The sequence below is a fragment of the Xylophilus sp. genome (assembly GCA_009914555.1).
Lineage (GTDB): Bacteria > Pseudomonadota > Gammaproteobacteria > Burkholderiales > Burkholderiaceae_C > WNDY01.
The window spans coordinates 1-19,403 of the sequence record WNDY01000069.1; the positions used below are offsets into that span (position 1 = coordinate 1).

At 70.4% G+C, this 19,403-nt stretch carries 21 protein-coding genes; 14 read left to right on the forward strand and 7 right to left on the reverse strand.

The window, feature by feature from the left end:
* The 4 genes from GAK38_RS20635 to rpsT all read right to left on the reverse strand — a co-directional run.
* A partial coding sequence (locus GAK38_RS20635; RefSeq protein ID WP_291781585.1) for a transposase occupies positions 1 to 252 on the reverse strand: 252 nt, incomplete at its 3' end.
* A 67-nt stretch (positions 253 to 319) separates the two neighbouring features.
* Positions 320 to 1,720: a GntP family permease gene (locus GAK38_RS20640; RefSeq protein ID WP_325346819.1), complete on the reverse strand. Its 1,401-nt coding sequence runs from the start codon at positions 1,718 to 1,720 to the stop codon at positions 320 to 322.
* A gap of 85 nt (positions 1,721 to 1,805) precedes the next feature.
* Positions 1,806 to 2,744 (reverse strand): 3-hydroxyacyl-CoA dehydrogenase family protein, encoded by a 939-nt coding sequence (locus GAK38_RS20645; protein ID WP_325346820.1) that lies wholly within the window; start codon positions 2,742 to 2,744, stop codon positions 1,806 to 1,808.
* Positions 2,745 to 2,959: 215 nt separating this feature from the next.
* A complete protein-coding gene (gene rpsT, locus GAK38_RS20650) occupies positions 2,960 to 3,271 on the reverse strand; it encodes a 30S ribosomal protein S20 (RefSeq protein WP_325346821.1) in 312 nt (103 codons plus the stop codon).
* A gap of 79 nt (positions 3,272 to 3,350) precedes the next feature.
* Here rpsT and murJ point away from each other — a divergent pair, with 79 nt between their 5' ends.
* Positions 3,351 to 4,916, forward strand: a complete 1,566-nt coding sequence (gene murJ, locus GAK38_RS20655; RefSeq protein ID WP_325346822.1) for a murein biosynthesis integral membrane protein MurJ — start codon at positions 3,351 to 3,353, stop codon at positions 4,914 to 4,916.
* 64 nt (positions 4,917 to 4,980) lie between these two features.
* On the opposite strand, the gene GAK38_RS20660 is transcribed toward murJ, so the two are convergent.
* Positions 4,981 to 5,745: a 3-oxoacyl-ACP reductase gene (locus GAK38_RS20660; RefSeq protein WP_325346823.1), complete on the reverse strand. Its 765-nt coding sequence runs from the start codon at positions 5,743 to 5,745 to the stop codon at positions 4,981 to 4,983.
* 129 nt (positions 5,746 to 5,874) lie between these two features.
* Here GAK38_RS20660 and GAK38_RS20665 point away from each other — a divergent pair, with 129 nt between their 5' ends.
* The 11 genes from GAK38_RS20665 (at position 5,875) to GAK38_RS20715 (ending at position 16,906) form a co-directional block, all read left to right on the forward strand.
* Positions 5,875 to 6,729 carry a SirB1 family protein gene (locus tag GAK38_RS20665; RefSeq protein ID WP_325346824.1) on the forward strand — a complete coding sequence of 285 codons (855 nt, stop codon included), beginning with the start codon at positions 5,875 to 5,877 and terminating at the stop codon, positions 6,727 to 6,729.
* A 50-nt stretch (positions 6,730 to 6,779) separates the two neighbouring features.
* Positions 6,780 to 7,481: a glutathione binding-like protein gene (locus GAK38_RS20670; protein WP_325346825.1), complete on the forward strand. Its 702-nt coding sequence runs from the start codon at positions 6,780 to 6,782 to the stop codon at positions 7,479 to 7,481.
* Positions 7,482 to 7,733: 252 nt separating this feature from the next.
* Positions 7,734 to 8,525: a DnaA regulatory inactivator Hda gene (gene hda / locus GAK38_RS20675; protein ID WP_325346826.1), complete on the forward strand. Its 792-nt coding sequence runs from the start codon at positions 7,734 to 7,736 to the stop codon at positions 8,523 to 8,525.
* Entirely contained in the window at positions 8,522 to 9,226 is a 705-nt protein-coding gene (locus tag GAK38_RS20680) for an HAD family hydrolase (protein WP_325346827.1), read from the forward strand. Before hda ends, GAK38_RS20680 begins: the two co-directional genes overlap by 4 nt.
* A complete protein-coding gene (pcnB, locus tag GAK38_RS20685) occupies positions 9,223 to 10,839 on the forward strand; it encodes a polynucleotide adenylyltransferase PcnB (RefSeq protein WP_325346828.1) in 1,617 nt (538 codons plus the stop codon). The genes GAK38_RS20680 and pcnB overlap by 4 nt, the downstream gene beginning before the upstream one ends.
* Positions 10,840 to 11,013: 174 nt before the next feature.
* Positions 11,014 to 11,490: a 2-amino-4-hydroxy-6-hydroxymethyldihydropteridine diphosphokinase gene (gene folK, locus GAK38_RS20690; protein ID WP_325346829.1), complete on the forward strand. Its 477-nt coding sequence runs from the start codon at positions 11,014 to 11,016 to the stop codon at positions 11,488 to 11,490.
* A gap of 48 nt (positions 11,491 to 11,538) precedes the next feature.
* Positions 11,539 to 12,216, forward strand: a complete 678-nt coding sequence (locus GAK38_RS20695) for a response regulator (RefSeq protein WP_325346830.1) — start codon at positions 11,539 to 11,541, stop codon at positions 12,214 to 12,216.
* Complete coding sequence (locus GAK38_RS20700) at positions 12,209 to 13,702, forward strand: sensor histidine kinase (protein WP_325346831.1); 1,494 nt, start codon at positions 12,209 to 12,211, stop codon at positions 13,700 to 13,702. Before GAK38_RS20695 ends, GAK38_RS20700 begins: the two co-directional genes overlap by 8 nt.
* Before the next feature lie 297 nt (positions 13,703 to 13,999).
* The gene (locus GAK38_RS20705) at positions 14,000 to 14,431 is read left to right on the forward strand and encodes a tripartite tricarboxylate transporter TctB family protein (RefSeq protein ID WP_325346837.1); all 432 of its coding nucleotides are present in this window, start codon (positions 14,000 to 14,002) and stop codon (positions 14,429 to 14,431) included.
* Positions 14,432 to 14,434: 3 nt separating this feature from the next.
* Complete coding sequence (locus GAK38_RS20710) at positions 14,435 to 16,009, forward strand: tripartite tricarboxylate transporter permease (protein WP_325346832.1); 1,575 nt, start codon at positions 14,435 to 14,437, stop codon at positions 16,007 to 16,009.
* Between the two features lie 183 nt (positions 16,010 to 16,192).
* The gene (locus GAK38_RS20715) at positions 16,193 to 16,906 is read left to right on the forward strand and encodes an MgtC/SapB family protein (protein ID WP_325346833.1); all 714 of its coding nucleotides are present in this window, start codon (positions 16,193 to 16,195) and stop codon (positions 16,904 to 16,906) included.
* Positions 16,907 to 16,923: 17 nt separating this feature from the next.
* On the opposite strand, the gene GAK38_RS20720 is transcribed toward GAK38_RS20715, so the two are convergent.
* Positions 16,924 to 17,904 carry a Bug family tripartite tricarboxylate transporter substrate binding protein gene (locus tag GAK38_RS20720; RefSeq protein WP_325346834.1) on the reverse strand — a complete coding sequence of 327 codons (981 nt, stop codon included), beginning with the start codon at positions 17,902 to 17,904 and terminating at the stop codon, positions 16,924 to 16,926.
* A 155-nt stretch (positions 17,905 to 18,059) separates the two neighbouring features.
* Here GAK38_RS20720 and GAK38_RS20725 point away from each other — a divergent pair, with 155 nt between their 5' ends.
* On the forward strand, positions 18,060 to 18,326 hold the full coding sequence (locus tag GAK38_RS20725) for a hypothetical protein (RefSeq protein ID WP_325346835.1): 267 nt from the start codon (positions 18,060 to 18,062) through the stop codon (positions 18,324 to 18,326).
* Between the two features lie 167 nt (positions 18,327 to 18,493).
* On the opposite strand, the gene GAK38_RS20730 is transcribed toward GAK38_RS20725, so the two are convergent.
* Positions 18,494 to 19,030, reverse strand: a complete 537-nt coding sequence (locus tag GAK38_RS20730; protein ID WP_325346836.1) for a phosphotransferase — start codon at positions 19,028 to 19,030, stop codon at positions 18,494 to 18,496.
* A 121-nt stretch (positions 19,031 to 19,151) separates the two neighbouring features.
* On the opposite strand from GAK38_RS20730, the gene GAK38_RS20735 reads away from it, so the two are divergent.
* A partial coding sequence (locus tag GAK38_RS20735; RefSeq protein WP_291781585.1) for a transposase occupies positions 19,152 to 19,403 on the forward strand: 252 nt, incomplete at its 3' end.

Genomic DNA, 19,403 nt, shown 5'->3' on the forward strand with positions numbered 1-19,403 from the left:
GAAAGCGTTCTCCTCCTCCAGCCGCGCCACTTCACGTTTGAGCCGTGCATGTTCGGCCAACTCCAAGCGTTGTGCCTGATCGTCCTGGTCGTGCCGCCGCGCCTGGGCGCGCCAACTGTACAGCTGGGCAGGCTGCAACCCCAGATCACGAGCCACCGTGGTTACCCCTTCTGTGGCCGCTCGCAACAGTGCCTGCTGCCTGAACTCCAGGCTGAACTCCTGCCCCTTTCTGCCTGCCTTGCTCTTGGTCATCGTCCACCTCCTATTGCGATAGTTAATCGCTTATAGGGGTGTCCGTGAAACGGGGGCAAGATCAGTCCTACACCAGCCCGGTCAGGTAGTACACCGCGATCACGAAGAACACCGCCAGCGTCTTGATGACGGTGACGGCGAAGACCTCGCGGTACGACTCGCGGTGCGTGAGCCCGGTCACCGCCAGCAGCGTGATGACCGCGCCGTTGTGCGGCAGCGTGTCCATGCCGCCGCTGGCCATCGCGACCACGCGGTGCAGCACCTCCATCGGAATGCGAGCTGCCTCGGCGCCCGCGATGAACAGGTTGGACATGGCTGCCAGCGCGATGCTCATGCCGCCCGAGGCCGAGCCGGTGATGCCGGCCAGCGCGCTCACCGACACGGCCGCGTTGACCAGCGGGTTGGGAATGCTCTTGAGCAGATCGGCCACGACGACGAAGCCCGGCAGCGCCGCGATCACGCCGCCGAAGCCATATTCCGACGCGGTGTTCAGCGAGGCGAGCAGGGCGCCCGACACGGCCGGCTTGCTGCCTTCGGCGAAGCGCGCGTGCAGCCGCCGGAACCCTGTGGCGACCACGAAGACGATGCCCAGCAGCAGTGCGCATTCCACCGCCCAGATGGCGACCACGGTCTTGACCGGTGTGGCCACCGGCGCGGCCAGGCCGGGCAGCAGTTCAGGGTTGACGGTGTAGCTGTCGCCGTACCACTGCGGGATCAGCCTCGTGAGCGCGAAGTTGGCCACGCCCACCAGCACCAGCGGCGCCAGGGCCAGCAGCGGATGCGGCAGGTCGCCGCTGCCGGTGCGCTCGGGCTCGTTGCGCAGCGCGGTGCCGTAGCCCTCGCCGGCCGCCATCGCGGCGCGGCGTCGCCATTCGAGATAGGCCAGGCCCACGACGATGATGAAGACCGAGCCCAGCACGCCGAGCACCGGAGCGGCCCAGGCGGTGGTCTTGAAGAAGGTGGTCGGGATGATGTTCTGGATCTGCGGCGTGCCCGGCAGCGAATCCATGGTGAACGAGAACGCGCCCAGCGCGATCGCGCCCGGCATCAGCCGCTTCGGTATGCCGCTCTGGCGGTACAGCTCGGCTGCGAACGGGTAGACCGCGAACACCACGACGAACAGCGACACGCCGCCGTAGGTCAGCAGCGCGCACACGGCCACGATCACCGCGTTGACGCGGGTGCGGCCGATGTAGCGGATGGCCGCGGCCACGATGGCTTCAGAGAAACCGGCCAGCTCGATCGCCTTGCCGAACACGGCGCCGAGCAGGAAGACCGGGAAGTACAGCTTCACGAAGCCGACCATCTTCTCCATGAAGAGGCCGGAGAACACCGGCAGCGCGGCCGACGGCTCGGTGAGCAGCACTGCGGCGATGGCCGCCAGCGGCGCCACGAGGATGACGCTGTAGCCGCGGTAGGCGGCCAGCATGAGAAAGCCGAGGGCGGCGAGGACCAGGATGAAGAACACGGTGTGGACCCTTGCAGATGGACAAGCGGGAGAGGGTGCCTCGGCTGGCTGGGGCATCCGTGGCGGTGGCCGGCGGCAGTGCGCGTCAGCGCAGCGCGGCGAGTTGCTGCCGGCGCACGTCCTTGAGGTGCTCGCGGCGCGCGTCGTCCCAGGTGTAGAAACCCTGGCCGGTGGCGGCGCCGAGCCGGCCCTTTTCCACCAGTTCGCGCAGCAGTTCCAGCGGTTCCTGGTCCCTGGCGAGGTCGGGCATCAGGTGGCTGGCGATCGACAGGAAGGTGCCGAGGCCGCCCAGGTCGGCCACTTCGAGCGGGCCCATGAGGCCGTAGCGGCGGCCGAGCGAGGCCTTCATCACCCGGTCCACCTCGTCGGCCGTGGCGACGCCGGACCGCACGATGTGCAGCGCCTCGCGCAGGACGGCGAACTGCAGCCGGTTGCCGATGAAGCCGGGAATCGCGGCCTTCAGCACGACCGCCTCCGCGCCGGCCTGCGTGAGCAAGGCCGCGAAGCGCTGGGCCACGGCCGGATCGGTCGCGCTGCCGGGCACCACCTCGACCAGCGGGATCGCGTGCGGCGGGTTCCAGAAGTGCCCGATCAGGAAGCGCTCGGGAAGGCGCAGGCCGGCCGACAGCACGTCGGGCGCGAAGCCGCTGGTGTTGCTGGCGATCACTGCGCCAGGGGCGAGCAGAGGCTCCAGCTTCGCGTAGAGCGCATGCTTGGCCTCCAGCACCTCGGGGATGGCTTCGATCACGGCGTCGGCGGCGGCCACGTCCGCCAGCGCGCCCGACACGGCCAGCCGGCCGAGCGCGGCCTGCCGCTGCGGTCCGTCGACGAGGCCGGCCTCGGCCAGCTCGTCGAGGATGCCGGCCGCGATCGCGGCGACGCCGCCGGCACGCCCGGCATTCGTTTCGACCACCGTGGTTGCATGGCCCGCGAGCGCGAACCGGACCGCGATGCCGACGCCCATCAGCCCGCCGCCGATGACGCCGATGGCAGCCCCTGTGGCTGTGTGTTGTGGTGGAGGCATGGTCGCTGTACCGGGGGAAGGGGAAAGTGAACCAGTTTAGCGGCGGCCTCCTGTTCGTGTCCGACCCGCCTCGGTTGCCCTTCCACCAACGAAAAAACCGCCCGAAGGCGGTTTCCCGTTTTGCTTTTTGCTGGTGCCTCGAAGGTGCCGGCAGCGCACCCTTTACAAACGGCAGGCCGGCCGCGAGGCCGTCCCGGGCTGTTTGCCTGAATGCGTCAGGCGGCGGCCTTGTCGGCGAGTGCCAGGGCCTTGACCTTGGCAGCCAGGCGGCTCTTGTCGCGCGATGCCTTGTTCTTGTGGAAGATGCCCTTGTCGGCCACCGCGTCGACCACGCTCTGGGCGCGGGCGAAGGCTTCGGTGGCCTTGGCCTTGTCGCCGGCGGCGACGGCCTTCTCGACATTCTTGACCGCGGTGCGGTACTTCGAACGCAGCGAGGTGTTCGCTGCGTTGAGCTTGATGTCCTGGCGGACGCGCTTGCGGCCCGAGGCCAGGCGCGGGTTCTTCTTCTTGGGTTTCGTAGATGCCATTTCAGTGTTCCTTGGTGTCTGAGGATGTTGCCGGCGGCAAAAGCAAAGCCCGAGATTATAAGCGACTACACTCCCGCCGGTGTCGCTCTTCAAAGCCGCCTCCACCGTCTCGCTGCTGACCCTGGCCTCCCGCATCACCGGCCTCGCGCGCGAGCTGCTCATGGCCTCGGTCTTCGGCGTGAGCGCGATGACCGACGCGTTCAACGTCGCCTTCCGCATTCCCAACCTGTTCCGCCGGCTGTTCGCCGAGGGCGCCTTCAGCCAGGCCTTCGTGCCGGTGCTGGCCGCGTCGAAGGCCGAGCATGGCGAGGACGCCACGCGCCGGCTGATCGGCCACGTGGCCTCGCTGCTGACGGCGGTGCTGCTGCTGACCTGCATCGCGGGCGTGGTCGGGGCGCCGCTGCTGGTCTGGGCCATGGCCAGCGGCTTCGAGAAGAACCCCGAGGGGCTCGACGCCGCGGTGCGGCTCACGCGCTGGATGTTCCCCTACATCGGCTTCATGTCGCTGGTGGCGCTGGCCTCGGGCATCCTCAACACATGGCGGCGCTATGCGGTGTCGGCGGTCACGCCGGTGCTGCTCAACCTCAGCATGATTCTCGGCATGTGGTGGGGCGCACCGCGCTTGGCCGCAGTGGGCATCGAGCCGATCTACGCATTGGCTGCGGGCGTGATGGCCGGCGGCCTGCTGCAGCTGCTGGTGCAGCTGCCGTCGCTCAAGCGCCTGGGCCTGCTGCCGCGCCTGCGGCTGGGCGCGGCCGGGCTGCGCGCGGCCTGGGCCGACCCGGGGACGCGCCGCGTGGCCCGGCTGATGCTGCCGGCGCTGCTGGGCGTGAGCGTGGCGCAGCTGTCGCTGCTGATCAATACGCAGATCGCCTCGCACCTGCCGCCTGGCAGCGTGAGCTGGCTCAGCTATTCGGACCGGCTGATGGAGTTCCCGGTCGCGCTGCTGGGCGTGGCGCTGGGCGTGGTGCTGATGCCGCAGCTCGCCGCGGCCCGCGCGTCCAACGACGGCGACCGCTATTCGGCCATGCTCGACTGGGGCCTGCGGCTCGTCGTGCTGCTGGCGCTGCCGAGCGCCGTCGGGCTGCTGACCTTCGCCACGCCGCTGGTCACCGGCCTCTACCACTACGGCGCCTTCAGCGACCACGACGTGCAGCAGACCGCGCTGTCGCTCATGGGCTACGGCACCGGGCTGCTGGGCTTCGTCGCGATCAAGGTGCTGGGGCCGGGCTACTACGCCAACCAGGACATCCGCACGCCGGCCTTCATCGCCATCGGCGTGCTGGTGCTCACGCAGCTGCTGAACTTCTTGCTGGTGCCGGTGATGGCGCATGCGGCGCTCACGCTGTCGATCGGCATCGGCGCGCTGGTCAACGCCGGCTGGCTGCTGGCCGGGCTGATCCGCCGCGGCAGCTACCGGCCGCTGCCGGGCTGGGGCCTGTACGCCCTGCAGGTGGTGGCCGCCAGCGCGCTGCTGGCGGTGTTCCTGGTCTGGGGCGCGCACAGCTTCGACTGGGTCGGCCTGCGGGCGCAGCCGCTGCACCGCATCGGGCTGCTGGCCGGGCTGCTCGCGGGCGGCGCGGCGGTGTACTTCGGCGCTGCCTGGGCCGCAGGGCTCAAGCTGCGCCAGCTCCTGCATCGCTAGGGGAGTATGAGCCTGCAGCGGTTATTTCATAAGCGCTGTAGAAGGCTGCTAGGGGTAGTATAAGTCAGTTCTTGACCAGCCCGCCGTCGACGACGAGGTTCTGCCCGGTCACCGCCCGCGCCCACGGCGAGGCGAAGAACAGCACCGCGTCGGCGAATTCTTCCGGCGTGGTCACGCGGCGCAGCGGCGTCGAGGCGGCGATCAGGTCGAACACCGCCTCCGGGGTGGCCGCGCTGGCATCGGTGGTGCGCAGCAGCCCGCCCGAGAGCATGTTGACCGTGATGCCGTCGGGCCCCAGGTCGGCCGCCGCGGTGCGGGTGAGCGAGAGCAGGGCGGCCTTGGCGGCGGTGTAGTCGTGGTACGGCACGACCGGGTTCTGGAACAGGTTGGTGCCGATGTTGACGATGCGCCCGAACCCCTGCGCGCGCATGCCCGGCAGCGCCGCCTGCAGCGTGTGCAGCGCGCCGCGCACGCTGCCGTCGAACTGCGCGGCGAAGTCGCTCCAGGCGATCTCGCCGGCCTTGGCGCGCGCATCGCCGTTGAACGAGAAATCCGCCAGCGCGTTGTTGACCACCGTGCTCACGCCGCGGCCGAAGTGCGCGCGGGCCTGGGCGAAGAGCGCCGCGACCTGGGCGGCATCGGTCACGTCGGCGGCCAGCGCCACAGCGCGCCCGGGGCCCAGCTCGCGCGCCAGCGCCTCGGCCGGCTCCCGGCTCCTGCGGTAGTGCACGACGAGGCGGGCGCCCTCGCGCGCGAAGGCCCTCGCGATGGCATGGCCCAGGCCGCGGCCCGCGCCGGTGACGAGTACGGTTTGCTCGGAGATATGCATGGAGATACTGGGCGGAGGATGGGGTGAAAGCGGGCGACACGCGCGCGCTGCGGCGGGCATCATCGCAGATGACCGCGGAGCGGCCGGGTTTGTCTGGAGCGGCGCGCGGCTTTGTTGTACAACCTGTCCATGCCGCTTCGCATCACCATCCCCTCCCCGCTGTCGTACTTCGCCGCGCTGGTGCAGAGCGACGCGCACTTCCCGCTGCTCGAAGCGGCCGCCAGCATCGCGCAGGACGAATACCCCGAGCTCGACGTGCAGCAGGTGCTGGGCGACGTCGATCAGCTGCTGGCCCGCATCCAGCGCCGCCTGCCGGCCGATGCCGGCGCGCTGCAGAAGCTGCGCGCGCTCAACCAGTTCTTCTACAGCGACCTGGGTTTCGCCGGCAACGTCAACGACTACTACGACCCGGACAACAGCTACCTCAACGCCGTGCTGCGCACGCGGCGCGGCATTCCCATCTCGCTGGCCGTGCTGTGGTTGGAGTTGGCGCAGGGCCTGGGCCTGCAGGCGCGCGGCGTGGGGTTTCCGGGCCACTTCATGGTCAAGGTCAACCTGCCGCGCGGGCAGGTGGTGATGGACCCGTTCAGCGGCCGCTCGCTGAGCCAGGAGGAACTGGTCGAGCGGCTCGAACCTTACCGCGTCGGCACCCATCTGGCCGAGGACCTGGGACTGCCGCCGCTTGCGCCCTATCTGCAGGCGGCCACGCCGCGCGAGATCATCGGCCGCATGCTGCGCAACCTCAAGGAGATCCACCGCGCGCAGCAGGACTGGGCGCGGCTGGTGGCGGTGCAGAACCGGCTGGTCACGCTGCTGCCGCGCGCCTGGGGCGAATACCGCGACCGCGGCCTGGCCCTGGCCGAGCAGGGCCGCATGGCCGAGGCGGTGACCGACCTGGAGTCCTACCTCAGCCATGCGGCCAACGGCCTCGACGTGGACGAGATCGCCGAGCGCGCGGCCGCCCTGCGCAAAGCCTTGAACTAGATTCCCCGCCCCGGGCAGGGGTCATGGGCGCTTCCTACACTCGCCCGACCATGATCGAACTCCACTACTGGCCCACGCCCAACGGCCACAAGATCGCGCTCTTCCTCGAAGAGGCGGGGCTGCCCTACACCCTTCATCCAGTCAACATCGGCGCGGGCGAGCAGTTCCGGCCCGAGTTCCTGCGCATCGCGCCGAACAACCGCATCCCGGCCATCGTCGATACCGACCCGGCCGGCGGCGGCGCGCCGGTGTCGGTGTTCGAGTCCGGCGCCATCCTGCTGTACCTGGCCGAGAAGACCGGCCGCTTTCTGCCGCACGACCTGCGCGGCCGCACCGAGGTGCTGCAATGGCTGTTCTGGCAGATGGGCGGCCTGGGGCCGATGGCCGGGCAGAACCACCACTTCGGCAGCTACGCGCCCGAGAAGATCGCGTACGCGATCCAGCGCTATGTGAACGAGACCAACCGCCTCTACGGCGTGCTCGACCGCCGCCTGGCCGACCGGCCGTTCATCGCGGGCGACGACTACACCATCGCCGACATGGCCAGCTACCCGTGGATCGTGCCGTGGCAGCGCCCGCAGCAGAACATCGCCGATTTCCCCAACCTCCAGCGCTGGTTCGACGCGATCGGCGCCCGCCCGGCCACCGCCCGCGCCTACGCCGCCGGCGAGCCCTACGCCAAGCGGCCCACGGTCAACGAGGACAGCCGCAAGGTGCTGTTCGGCCAGACGGCGGCGAACACGGCGCGCTGAGGCGCCGGCCCCCTTGTCCACGGCCGCGCTGGAGAAGTCTGTGGACAACTTGGGGCAAGCCGCGTATGGGCGCTGCAAGCCGTTGATTCCAAAGGGGGTTCCTTGGCGTGTCCAAAAAACGGGCAGCCGCCGGACGGCGCATGGCCGCCGGGGCCGGTGACGCGCTGCGCCTAGAATGCGCGGTTGCCAGCCCTGCGCCGGCGCGTCCGCTTCCGTTTCGTCCCTCGTTTTCTCTTTTTCGTCTTCCGCTCCATGTCCGCGCATCCCCGTCCGACCGCCGCCGCAGCCGTGCCGCAGGGGGCCGCGGCCAAGGCCGGGCGCGGCGGCGCGCGCCACGAGGCGCCGGCGGTGCCACTCAAGCAGCTTGCCCTGGACATCGGCATCGCGCAGCCGCCCACGATCGCGCGCTTCTTCGCCGGCGCCAACGGCGCGGCGCTGACCCATCTGCAGCAGTGGCTGGATCCGCACGGCGCCGCGCAGCCGGTGCCGCTGTACCTCTGGGGCGAAAGCGGCAGCGGCAAGACGCACCTGCTGCGCGCCGCCTACGAGGCGCTGCGGGCCGACGGCAGCCCCATCGGCTGGCTCGACCCGTCGGTGCACAACCCGCCGCCCTGCGACGAGGACTGGCAGGCCGTGCTGCTCGACGACGTGCACCTGTACGACGCGGCCCAGCAGCAGCGCGCCTTCAACTGGTTCGTCAACGCGCTCGCGCCCGCCGAGGGCGTGCCGCGCCGCGTGCTGGCCACCGGCAGCCTGCCGCCGGCCGACCTGAAGCTGCGCGAGGACCTGCGCAGCCGCCTCGGCTGGGGCCATGTGTTCCAGCTCCACCTGCTGGACGAACTGGCCCGCCGCGCCGTGCTGCGACAGGAGGCCGACGCCCGCGGCATCGTGCTGGGCGACGAGGTCGTGGACTTCATGCTCAACCGTTTCTCGCGCGACCTCGGCAGCCTGATGACGCTGCTCGACCACCTCGACGACTTTGCCCTGCGGGCCCAGCGCGCCGTGACGGTACCCCTGCTCAAGGTGATGCTAGAGACCGAATGACCCTGTCTTCCTCTTCTCCCGCCACGGGTGCTCCGCGCCGCCTGGCCCTGTTCGACCTCGACCACACGCTCCTGCCGCTGGATTCCGACCATGCCTGGGGCGAATACACCAGCCGCATCGGCTGGACCGATCCGGTGGACTTCGCCCGGCGCAACGACGCGTTCTTCGCCCACTACCGTGCCGGCACGCTCGACATCGACGAATACGTGCGCTTCGCCACCGACGCGGTGCGCAGCCGCGGCGCCGAGGCTGCGGCGCTCGCCCATGCAGGCTTCATGCGCGACGTGATCGGCCCGGCGCTGCGGCCCGAGGCGCTGGCACTCCTGCAGTCGCACCGCGACGCGGGCGACGAGATCGTCATCGTCACCGCGACCAACGAGTTCGTCACCGGCCCGATCGCCGCGGCCCTCGGCGTGACCGAACTCATCGCCGTGCAGCTCGAACGCGGCGAGGACGGCTGGATCACCGGCGCGATCCTCGGCGTGCCCTCGGCGCGCGAAGGCAAGGTCACGCGCATGGAGCAGTGGCTGGCCGCCCGCGGCCAGACCTTCGCCGACGTGCACACGACCTTCTACACCGACTCCTACAACGACATCGCGCTGCTGGAGCGCGTGGACGTGCCCGTCGCCACCAACCCCGACGCCCGCCTGCGGGCCGTCGCCGCCGAGCGCGGCTGGCGCACCCTGGACCTTTTTTCATGATCAAAACGTTCATCGACAAGCTGCTCGGCAAGGGCGCCGCGGCCAAGGGCGGCGCGCGCAGACCGAACTTCGGCAGGCGCGTGGAGGTGCCGCAGGAGGTCCACGGCATCGATCCTTCGCTGGTCGACCGCCGCGCGCTCGACGTGGTGCACACGCTGAAAGAGGCCGGCTTCGAGGCCTACGTGGTCGGCGGCGCGGTGCGCGACCTGCTGCTGGGCCTGCGGCCCAAGGACTTCGACGTGGCCACCAACGCCACGCCCGAGCAGGTCGAGGCGCTGTTTCGCCGCGCCTTCATCATCGGGCGGCGCTTTCGCATCGTGCACGTGGTCTACGGCCGCGGCCGCGAGCATGAGGTGATCGAGGTCTCGACCTTCCGCGCCTACCTCGACAACGCCGCGGCCGAGCAGGTCGCCGGCAACGAGCGCACCAGCAAAAGCGAGCTGGCCGGCCTGCACCATGCGGTGGACGCCTCGGGCCGCGTGCTGCGCGACAACGTCTGGGGCCCGCAGGAGGAGGACGCGGTGCGCCGCGACTTCACCATCAACGCGATGTACTACGACCCCGAGCGCCAGATCGTGGTCGACTACCACGGCGGCATCAAGGACGCGAAGAAGAAGACGCTGCGCATGATCGGCGACCCGGCCACGCGCTACCGCGAGGACCCGGTGCGCATCATCCGCGGCGTGCGCTTCGCGGCCAAGCTCGCGGCCTCGGGCTTCACGCTCGATGCAAAGACGGCCGCACCGCTCGTGGCCTCGCAGCAGCTGCTGGCCGACGTGCCGCAGAGCCGCCTGTTCGACGAGATGCTCAAGCTGCTGCAGACCGGCCATGCGGTCGCCACGGTCGCGCAGCTGAAGAAGCTCGGCCTCGCGCGCGGCATCTATCCGCTGCTCGACCTCGTGGTCGAGCGGGCCGAGACGCCGTTCGTCGCGGCCGCGCTGCTCGACACCGACCGCCGCGTGGGCGAGGGCAAGCCGGTGGCGCCGAGCTTCCTGCTCGCGGCCGTGCTCTGGTCCGACGTGCGCGACGGCTGGGCCAAGCGCCAGCAGCGCCAGCCGCCGTACCCCGCGTTGCTCGACGCGATCGACAGCGTGTTCGACCAGCGCATCGGCGACGTCTCCGGCCGCGGCAAGCTCGCGGCCGACATGCGCGAGATCTGGGTCATGCAGCCGCGCTTCGAGAAGCGCTCGGGCTCCACGCCGTTCGGCCTGGTGGAGCAGCCGCGCTTCCGCGCCGGCTTCGACTTCATGCGCCTGCGCGCCGACGTCGGCGAGGTCGACGAGGCGCTGGCCGACTGGTGGCAGGAGTTCAGCACGGCCGATTCCGCGCGCCGCGAGGATCTGGTCGAGCAGGCCCGCGAAGAGCAGCGCCAGCGCCAGCGCGACGCACCACGCGTGCGCCGCGCGCCGGTTCCGCCCGACGCCGCCGCGCACGGCGCTGCGCAGCCCGAGGACGGCCATCCCGGGGATGGCGGGGCAGGCGCAGCCGCCGAAACCAAGGCGCCGCGCAAGCGGCGCCGCCGTCGCAAGCCCGCCGGCATCGGTGGTGGTGCAGGCGAGGGCGGGGATGCCGCTGCCGCGCCGCCGGCCTCGGGCGGCGACGATGCCGGCTGAGAAGGTGTGAACGAGCCCGCCATGCCCGCTGGCCTCGCCAGAACACATGCACTCGGCGTTGCAAATGCCCGCCGCGGCCGGGGCCACGTCTGTGGTTTGCGCCTGGATCGTCCGCGTTCTGGCGGGCCATCGGCCGACGCCGGATTCATCGACACCTTCTGAGCGGCCCGGGAGATGACGACTTCGGCCACCGCCTTCGTCGGCCTGGGGGCCAATCTCGGCGACGCGCGGCGGACGCTGGCCGGCGCGGCGCGTGCCCTGGCCGCGCTGCCCGGTACCGCGCTGCGCGGCCGCTCGTCGCTCTACCGCAGCGCGCCCATCGGTTCCAGCGGTCCGGACTACCTCAATGCGGTGGTCGAGCTGCAGACCCTGCTCGCGCCGCGGGACCTGCTGGCCGCGCTCCAGCGCATCGAGCAGGACCACGGCCGCACGCGGCCCTACCGCAACGCGCCGCGCACGCTCGACCTCGATCTGCTGCTGCACGGCGACACGGTGCAGGACGACCCCGTGCTCACGCTGCCGCATCCGCGCATGCGCGAGCGCGCCTTCGTGCTGCTGCCGCTGGCCGAGATCGCGCCGGCGCGGGTCGAGCCTGGCTGGCTCGACCGGGTCCGCGGCCAGGCCGTGTCGCGGCTGGCCTGCGGCTGGTGAGCCGCTGTGCCGATCGATGGCGCCCGGCCTGGACATCGGAGTTCCTGCATGCGCATCCTGCTGATCGAAGACGAAACGGAGATGGTCTCCTGGCTGGCGCGGGCGCTCGGGCAGAGCGGCTTTGTCACCGATCAGGCCGCGGATGCGCGCACCGCCGAGGCGCTGCTGGCCGTGGGCACCGAATACGACGCCATCGTGCTCGATCTGGGGCTGCCGGACCGCCACGGCTTCGACCTGCTGGGAGCGCTGCGCGATGCCGGCGAACGCACGCCGGTGCTGATCCTCACCGCCCAGGGCAGCCTCAACGACCGGGTGCGCGGCTTGAACCTGGGCGCGGACGACTTTGTCGCCAAGCCCTTTGCGATCGAGGAACTGGAGGCCCGCCTGGCTGCGCTGGTGCGGCGTAGCCACGGCCGCCAGCATCCGCGTCTGGAGTGCGGCGGCCTGGCCTACGACGCCGGCAGCCGGGCATTCACGCTGCATGGCCAGCTGCTGGCGCTCACCCCGCGCGAGCATGCGGCGCTCACCGCGCTGCTCATGCGCGTGGGCCAGCCGGTGGGTAAGGCGCAGCTCTTCGGCAAGGTCTTCCCGTACGACAGCAGTGCCGGGCCTGATGCGATCGAGCAGGTGCTGCACCGGCTGCGCCGCAAGCTCACCGGCGCGGGCGCCCGCATCGTGACCGTGCGCGGCCTGGGCTATCTGCTGGAGCCGGCGGCCGATGCCTGAGCGCGCCGCGCCGGCGGTCCACGGCATCCGCACGCGGCTGCTGGCGATCCTGCTGCCGGTGCTGTGCCTGCTGCTGGCCGTGGACAGCTGGAGCGACTACCGCACGATGGCGCGGTCGCTGCAGACCGCCTACGACGAGGCGCTGGCCGAGCCGCTCTATGCGATCGGTGAGGGCATGACACTCGACGGCGCCGGCGAGCCCGACATGGGCTGGCTGTTCTCGGTGGAGGGCATGTTCGAGTCCACCCATGCGCTGCACAAGCATCTCTACGTCGGCCTGCTGGCACTCGACGGACCTGCCCCGGCACCGAACCGGGCGATCCTGGGCCCGTCGGACCTTCCGCCCTCCGATGGCGCGGCGGCGGCAGGCGCCATCGGGTTCTACGAGGCAACGTACCACGGCTACGCGGTGCGGGTGGCGATGCTCCAGCGCGTGGTGCACGATGGCATGGGCAACGCCTACCGCCTGGTGGCGAAGGCTGCCGAAAGCACCGGCCGCCGCGAGCGCGCCCGGCAGGCCCTGCTGCATCGCGAGCTGCTGCAGGGCCTGCGCATGGTGCTCGTCACCGCATGCCTGGTCTGGCTGGGCCTGGTATGGACGCTGCGGCCGCTGGAGCGCCTGCGGGCGGCGCTGCGGGCCCGGGGTTCGGGCCAGCTGCAGCCGATCGACGCCCGCGGGGTGCCGGGCGAGGTTGCGCCGCTGGTCGAGGCGGTCAACCAGCACATCGCCGACCACCGGCGCGTGCTGGCCCGGCAGGCGGACTTCCTGGCCGACGCTTCGCACCAGCTGCGCACGCCGCTGGCCATCATGACGACGCAGGCCGGCTATGCGCTGCGCGAGCACGACCCTGCACGGCAGCACGAGACGCTGCAGGCCATCGCCGCGCAGCTGGAGCGCAGCCGGCGGCTGTCGGACCAGCTGCTGTCGCTCGCCCATGCGCAGCGCGAAGGCCCCGGCGGGGCGGCTGGCGCCGCTGTCGTCGACCTCAACGCGATCGCGCGCGACGTGGTGCTGCAGTACCTGCCGCTGGCGCGCGAGCGCGGCCACGACCTGGGCTTCGACGATGCCGGGGGCGCGGAGGCAGCCGATGCCGCATCCGCGCCGATGGCGCTGCCGGTGCGGGCCCAGCCGCTCGAACTGCACGAGGCGCTGGCCAACCTGCTGCACAACGCGATCCAGCACGTGCCGGCCGGCGGGCGCATCACGGTGGCGGCCTGCGTGCGCGGCGGGCAGGCCTGCGCCGAGGTGCGCGACGACGGCCCCGGCATCGCTGCGGGCCGCCGCGAGGACGTGTTCGGCCGCTTCCGCCAGTCCGCCGGCGGCGGTGCAGCCGCTGCGGCCGGCGGCGCCGGCCTGGGCATGGCGATCGCGCGCGCCTATGCACGGCGCAACCACGGCGACATCCTGCTCGACGACGGCGACCCGCGCGCCGACGGCAGCGGCGTGGGCCTGTGCGCGCGGCTGGTGCTGCCCCTTGCGGCCTGAGAAGGTGAACGAACCCGCCGCGCCGCCGGCCACGTTGCGCCTTGGCGTCCGAGCCGCAGCCCGGCAGGGGCCTGCCGCATGAGGGATAACACGTAATTTGCGGCTCCCCGGCGGCCCCGGCCGGGCATTGGAAGCGTTTTGGAAGCTTCGGTTCCTAGACTGCGCCTCCTTCGCATCGGAGACAAGCGCAATGTTCCTTCCCACCCCCTCGCGGCGCGCGGGCGACCGCACGAACTGGAGCCCGCGGCCGTGACCTCGCGGTTCAGCAACAACAAGGACTACTACGGCGGCGCCCTGATGGTGATCATCGGCCTGGCCGCCGCCTGGGCCAGCACCAGCTACCGGCTCGGTACGCTCGCCCGCATGGGCCCGGGCCTGTTCCCATGCGCCGTCGGCATCCTGCTGGCACTCACCGGCGTGGTGATCGCAGCCACCGCCCGCAGCAAGTCGTCCGGCGCGGCCGACGCGCTGCCGGACCATGCCCATGGCCTGCCGGACCTCCGCGGCGCGGCCTGCATCGTGCTGGGCACCGTGGCCTTCGTGTTCGTGGGCGAATATTTCGGGCTGCTGCCCGCAACCTTCGCCATCGTCTTCATCTCGGCGCTGGGCGACCGCAGCAACACCGTGCTGCAGGCCTTCCTGCTGGCAGCAGCCATGATGATCGTCGCCACGATCGTCTTCTGGTGGGCGCTGCAGCTGCAGCTGCCGCTCTACAAGTGGGGGAACTGAGCGATGCAGCAAGCCTTGCATGACCTCTGGTTCGGCTTCGGCGTGGCCTTCCAGGGCACCAACCTGATGTGGTCCTTCTTCGGCGTGCTGGTGGGCAACCTCATCGGCGTGCTGCCCGGCATGGGGGCGCTGTCGGCGATCTCCATCCTCCTGCCGCTGACCTATGCGATGCACCCCGTGCCCGCGATCCTGATGCTCGCCGGCATCTTCTACGGCTCGCAGTACGGCGGCGCGATCGGCGCCATCCTGCTGAACCTGCCCTCGCACCCGCCGCATGCGGTGACCTGCCTGGACGGCTACCCGATGACCAAGGCCGGCAAGGGCGGCACGGCCCTGGGCATCACCATGATCTGCTCGTTCTTCGCCGCCTCCGTGGGCATCCTGGTGATGGTCTTCGCCTCGCCGCTGCTCACCGAGATCGCCTTCAAGTTCGGTCCGGCGGAGATCTTCTCGATCATGCTGCTGGGTCTGCTGGCCGGCTCGACCATGTCGCGCGGCTCGCCGATCAAGGGCGTGGCGATGACGCTGTTCGGCCTGCTCTGCGGCGCCGTGGGCACCGACGTGAACTCGGGCGCCTTCCGCTTCTCGCTGGGCATTTCCGAGCTGACCGACGGGCTCGAACTGGTCGCCATTGCCATGGGCCTGTTCGGCGTGGCCGATTTCCTGCTCAACGTGAACCGGATGAAGATCATCTCGAGCAACACCCGCCTGCGCATCCGCGACATGCGGCCGAGCCTGCGCGAGCTGAAGGAGGCGTTCTGGCCCATGGTGCGCGGCACCGGCGTGGGCACGCTGTTCGGCGCCATGCCCGGCACGGGCCCGACGATCACCACCTTCGTCGCCTATGCGCTGGAGCGCAAGATATCCCGGACGCCCGAGAAGTTCGGCACCGGCATGATCGCGGGCGTGGCCTCGCCCGAGGCGTCATCGCACTCCAAGACGCAGGTCGACTTCATCCCGACGATGAGCCTGGGCATTCCGGGCGACGCGGTGATGGCGCTGATCCTGGGCGCGCTGCTGATCCAGGGCATCCAGCCGGGCCCGCAGCTCATCAGCGAACACCCCGACGTCTTCTGGGGCCTGATCGCGAGCTTCTGGATCGGCAACGTCATCCTCATGGTGCTCAACGTGCCGATGATCGGCGTGTGGGTGAAGATGCTGCAGGTGCCCTACCGCTACCTGTTCCCGTCGGCGATGTTCTTCATCGCGGTGGGCGTGTTCAGCACGCAGAACAGCCTGTTCCAGATCTGGGAGGTGCTGGCCTTCGGCCTCATCGGTGCTGTGCTGATGGCGCTGAACTTCTCGGTCGCGCCGATCATGCTGGGCTTCGTGCTCGGACCGATGGTGGAGGAGAACTTCCGCCGCGCGCTGCTGCTGTCGCGCGGCGACATGGCCATCTTCGTGCAGCGCCCGATCAGTGCGACCTTCGTGGCGCTGAGCGCGCTGCTCATCATCGCGGTGACCTGGGGTGCGGTGCGCGGCCGCCGCCGCGCCGTGCTGCAGCCGCCGGTGGGCGCCGCCGCAGCGGCCAGCGGCGCGACCGCGCTGTTCAAGCCCCAGGCGCCGGCAGAGCGCTGAATCCGCCGGCAGGCCCGCCCGGGCCATCCGCCCGGCCTGAGGCCTGTCGCCCACGGCGGGCCTTGTCGGGGGGTATGTGCCAGATGCCGGCGTACCATGGAGGCATTTGACCATATCCCATGGGAGTATGAAAGCGCTACGGCTGGTCACGTGCGGGCCGGCGCGCTTGCCAACAATCGGCCGATGGCCCACATCGCGCATTCCGAAACCCTGATCCGTCTCCTGGTCGCCGCGCTGCTCGGCAGCCTGGTGGGCTTCGAGCGCGAGCGATTGCTGTGGGCCGCGGGCATCCGTACCCACATGCTGGTCTGCGTCGGCGCCTGCCTGTTCATGATCGTCTCGGCCTTCGGCTTCGCCGACAGCCTCGCGGGCAAGAACGTGGTCCTCGATCCATCGCGTGCAGCGGCGCAGGTGGTGTCGGGCATCGGCTTCCTGGGCGCTGGCGCGATCCTGGCGCGCGGCGAGGTCGTGCGCGGGCTCACCACCGCGGCCAGCATCTGGACGGTGGCGGCCATCGGCCTTGCCGTGGGCGGCGGGCTGTTCTTCGCGGCCGGCGCGGCCACCGTGGTGATCCTCGTGATCCTGGCCGGCGTGAAGCCGCTGGAGGAAGCCTACCGTGCACGCAGCCAGAGCTGCAGCCTGCGCATCACCGCCGCGCACGGCAGCGTGCAGCCCGAGCGGCTGGAACAGGCCCTGGCGCTGCGGCCCGAGCAGCTGCGCCGCTTCGTCGTGGCCGCGCAGCCCGACGGCGCGGCGGACCGCGTGTCGGTGCAGTTGGTGCGCCTGTCCGCGCAGCAGATGTCGGGCCTCGCGGCCCGGCTGCGGGCCGTCGAGGGCGTGCAGTCGGTGGAGGTGGTCTCGCGCCGCATCGGCAGCGCGGCCGGGGACGGCAGCTGAGGCGCGGCCGCGGGGTCTCAGTCCACCTGCGCGCCGGACGCCTTGACGAGCGACTCGTACTTCGCGAGTTCGCTCTTCATGAAGGCGCCGAACTGCTCCGGCGTCGTCGGCACCGGCTCGGCCAGCAGCGCGGCGAACCGGGTCCGGGTCTCCGGCGCGTTGAGGGCCGCGACGAAGCCCTGGTTGAGCCGCGCGATCACCTCGTGCGGCGTGCCCGCGGGCGCGACCAGGCCCCACCAGGTGTCGATCGAGAAGCCCGGCAGCGTGGCTGCCACCGGCGGCACGCCGGGCAGCGCGGGGCTGGCGGCCAGCGTGGTCACGGCCAGCGCGCGCAGCTTGCCCGCGCGGATGTTGGGCGCGGCCGTGGCCAGGTTGTCGAAGTTGAAGTCGACCTGGCCCGACAGCAGCGCGAGCTGCGCCGGGTTGCCGCCGTTGTACGGGATGTGCACCGCGAAGATGCCGGCCTTCTGCTTGAACAGCTCGCCCGCGAGGTGGCCGGCGCTGCCATTGCCGCCGCTGCCGTAGTTGAGCTTGCCGGGGTTCTTCTTCGCGTAGGCGATCAGGTCGGCCAGCGTGCGGATGTGCAGGCGGTCTGCCGCCTCGGCGTTGACCACCAGCACGTTGGGCACGCGCACCATCTGGGTGATGGGCGCGAAGTCGCGCGCCGCGTCGTACGGCATGCGCTTGTAGAGCCAGGGGTTGACCGCGTGCGTGGCCGTGGCCGCGAGGCCGATCGTGAAGCCGTCGGGCGCGGCCTTGGCGACCGCATCGGCGCCGATGTTGCCCCCCGCGCCGGGCTTGTTGTCGATGATGATGGTGCCGAGCGCATCGCGCGCGCGCTCGGCCAGCGCGCGGGCCGTCACGTCCAGCGGGCCGCCGGGGGCATAGGGCACGACGAGGCGGATCGGATGGCGGCCGGCGGCGGGAGCCTGGGCGAGCGCGGAGCCCAGCGGTGCGGCTGCGGTGGCCGCGGCGAGGAGGAGATGGCGTCGTTGCATGGTGGGTGGATTGTGCCCAAACGTCCTCTCCGGCAGCTCGGAACAATTGCTTACCAATGCGTGGTGTTCGGCTGTCGTGCGCATCCGCGCGGTGGCGCGTTGTGGCAACCATGGAGGCTTTTCTCCATGCAGACTGACCACCAAGGAGTGATGTCATGAAAATCCAGACCCTGGCTGCCGCTATCGCACTGACCCTCGCCGGCACCGCCTTCGCACAGGCTCCTGCCAACACGGCCGCCCCGGCGACGACCACCCCGGCAACGACCGCTCCGGCAACTGCTGCGACGGCCCCGGCCGCCACCGCTTCGGACACTGCCAAGCCCGCCAAGACGGCGAAGAAGACCACGAAGAAGCACGCCAAGGCTGGCAAGACCAACGCCCACGGCGCGGCTGCTTCCAAGACCGAAAAGCCTGCAGCCTGACCCATCGCTGTAGCGCTCCTCCATGACAAGGCCCGCGGTGCCGGACACCGCGGGCCTTGTCGTTTGATGGCGGTGAGGGTGAAGTGCCTGCTGGCGCGCAGGCTTCAGTTCCTTCCATCGGACCCGTAGTAGATCGACGTTGGCCGCAGCCTGTGCGACCGTATTCCTCAAGACAGGGCATCCAATAGCAGGCTACGCTGCCTGACCATCCAGGCGGCAGCCCGGGCACGCCATGCAAGTCCCCACAGAGGCCCGTTGGATTCAGGACGCACGCAAGTTTCGATCGCCTGCTCTGCCGTGTCGGCGATCGCGACGTCGATCATGGCCTGTATCAGCCGCGCGGCCTCTCGGCGAGGCAGTTCGTATCCATCGCAGATGAGAGCCGCATATTTCGCCCGCTTGGCTGGCGGCGCCAAGCCGTTCAGGGCTGCCACGTCCTCATCGTGGAGTTGCGCATTCAGCCAGCATGCCTGTCCCAACTCCACAAGTGCGTCGACGGGGCCGGCTGTTTCCCAATCGATCACCGCAACCGGCATGCGTTGCCTGGAAAGAATGTTCCATGGCGAGAAGTCGCAGTGGCCGATGACCTGGCGGTAGGAGCCCAGGGTCCGTCCGAACCAGGGACGCCAGACGGGGGGCTCGTCTGGCCCGAAGTCCGCCGTGGCATCGTGCAGACCGCGCAGCATCCGGCCGAGCGCGTGCATCGCTTCTTCGGGCCAGGGTCCGGGATGCACGAAGTCCCCTTCGATGTAGCGGAGAGTTGATCTTGCCCCCGTTTCACGGACACCCCTATAAGCGATTAACTATCGCAATAGGAGGTGGACGATGACCAAGAGCAAGGCAGGCAGAAAGGGGCAGGAGTTCAGCCTGGAGTTCAGGCAGCAGGCACTGTTGCGAGCGGCCACAGAAGGGGTAACCACGGTGGCTCGTGATCTGGGGTTGCAGCCTGCCCAGCTGTACAGTTGGCGCGCCCAGGCGCGGCGGCACGACCAGGACGATCAGGCACAACGCTTGGAGTTGGCCGAACATGCACGGCTCAAACGTGAAGTGGCGCGGCTGGAGGAGGAGAACGCTTTC

Excerpts from the sequence above, each read along its gene's own strand:
- GAK38_RS20645 (WP_325346820.1), bottom strand. The coding sequence starts at position 2,744 with ATGCCTCCACCACAACACACAGCCACAGGGGCTGCCATCGGCGTCATC.
- rpsT (WP_325346821.1), bottom strand. The coding sequence starts at position 3,271 with ATGGCATCTACGAAACCCAAGAAGAAGAACCCGCGCCTGGCCTCGGGC.
- GAK38_RS20660 (WP_325346823.1), bottom strand. The coding sequence starts at position 5,745 with ATGCATATCTCCGAGCAAACCGTACTCGTCACCGGCGCGGGCCGCGGC.
- GAK38_RS20665 (WP_325346824.1), top strand. The coding sequence starts at position 5,875 with ATGCCGCTTCGCATCACCATCCCCTCCCCGCTGTCGTACTTCGCCGCG.
- GAK38_RS20670 (WP_325346825.1), top strand. The coding sequence starts at position 6,780 with ATGATCGAACTCCACTACTGGCCCACGCCCAACGGCCACAAGATCGCG.
- hda (WP_325346826.1), top strand. The coding sequence starts at position 7,734 with ATGTCCGCGCATCCCCGTCCGACCGCCGCCGCAGCCGTGCCGCAGGGG.
- GAK38_RS20680 (WP_325346827.1), top strand. The coding sequence starts at position 8,522 with ATGACCCTGTCTTCCTCTTCTCCCGCCACGGGTGCTCCGCGCCGCCTG.
- pcnB (WP_325346828.1), top strand. The coding sequence starts at position 9,223 with ATGATCAAAACGTTCATCGACAAGCTGCTCGGCAAGGGCGCCGCGGCC.
- folK (WP_325346829.1), top strand. The coding sequence starts at position 11,014 with ATGACGACTTCGGCCACCGCCTTCGTCGGCCTGGGGGCCAATCTCGGC.
- GAK38_RS20695 (WP_325346830.1), top strand. The coding sequence starts at position 11,539 with ATGCGCATCCTGCTGATCGAAGACGAAACGGAGATGGTCTCCTGGCTG.
- GAK38_RS20700 (WP_325346831.1), top strand. The coding sequence starts at position 12,209 with ATGCCTGAGCGCGCCGCGCCGGCGGTCCACGGCATCCGCACGCGGCTG.
- GAK38_RS20705 (WP_325346837.1), top strand. The coding sequence starts at position 14,000 with ATGGTGATCATCGGCCTGGCCGCCGCCTGGGCCAGCACCAGCTACCGG.
- GAK38_RS20710 (WP_325346832.1), top strand. The coding sequence starts at position 14,435 with ATGCAGCAAGCCTTGCATGACCTCTGGTTCGGCTTCGGCGTGGCCTTC.
- GAK38_RS20715 (WP_325346833.1), top strand. The coding sequence starts at position 16,193 with ATGGCCCACATCGCGCATTCCGAAACCCTGATCCGTCTCCTGGTCGCC.
- GAK38_RS20720 (WP_325346834.1), bottom strand. The coding sequence starts at position 17,904 with ATGCAACGACGCCATCTCCTCCTCGCCGCGGCCACCGCAGCCGCACCG.
- GAK38_RS20725 (WP_325346835.1), top strand. The coding sequence starts at position 18,060 with ATGAAAATCCAGACCCTGGCTGCCGCTATCGCACTGACCCTCGCCGGC.
- GAK38_RS20730 (WP_325346836.1), bottom strand. The coding sequence starts at position 19,030 with ATGCACGCGCTCGGCCGGATGCTGCGCGGTCTGCACGATGCCACGGCG.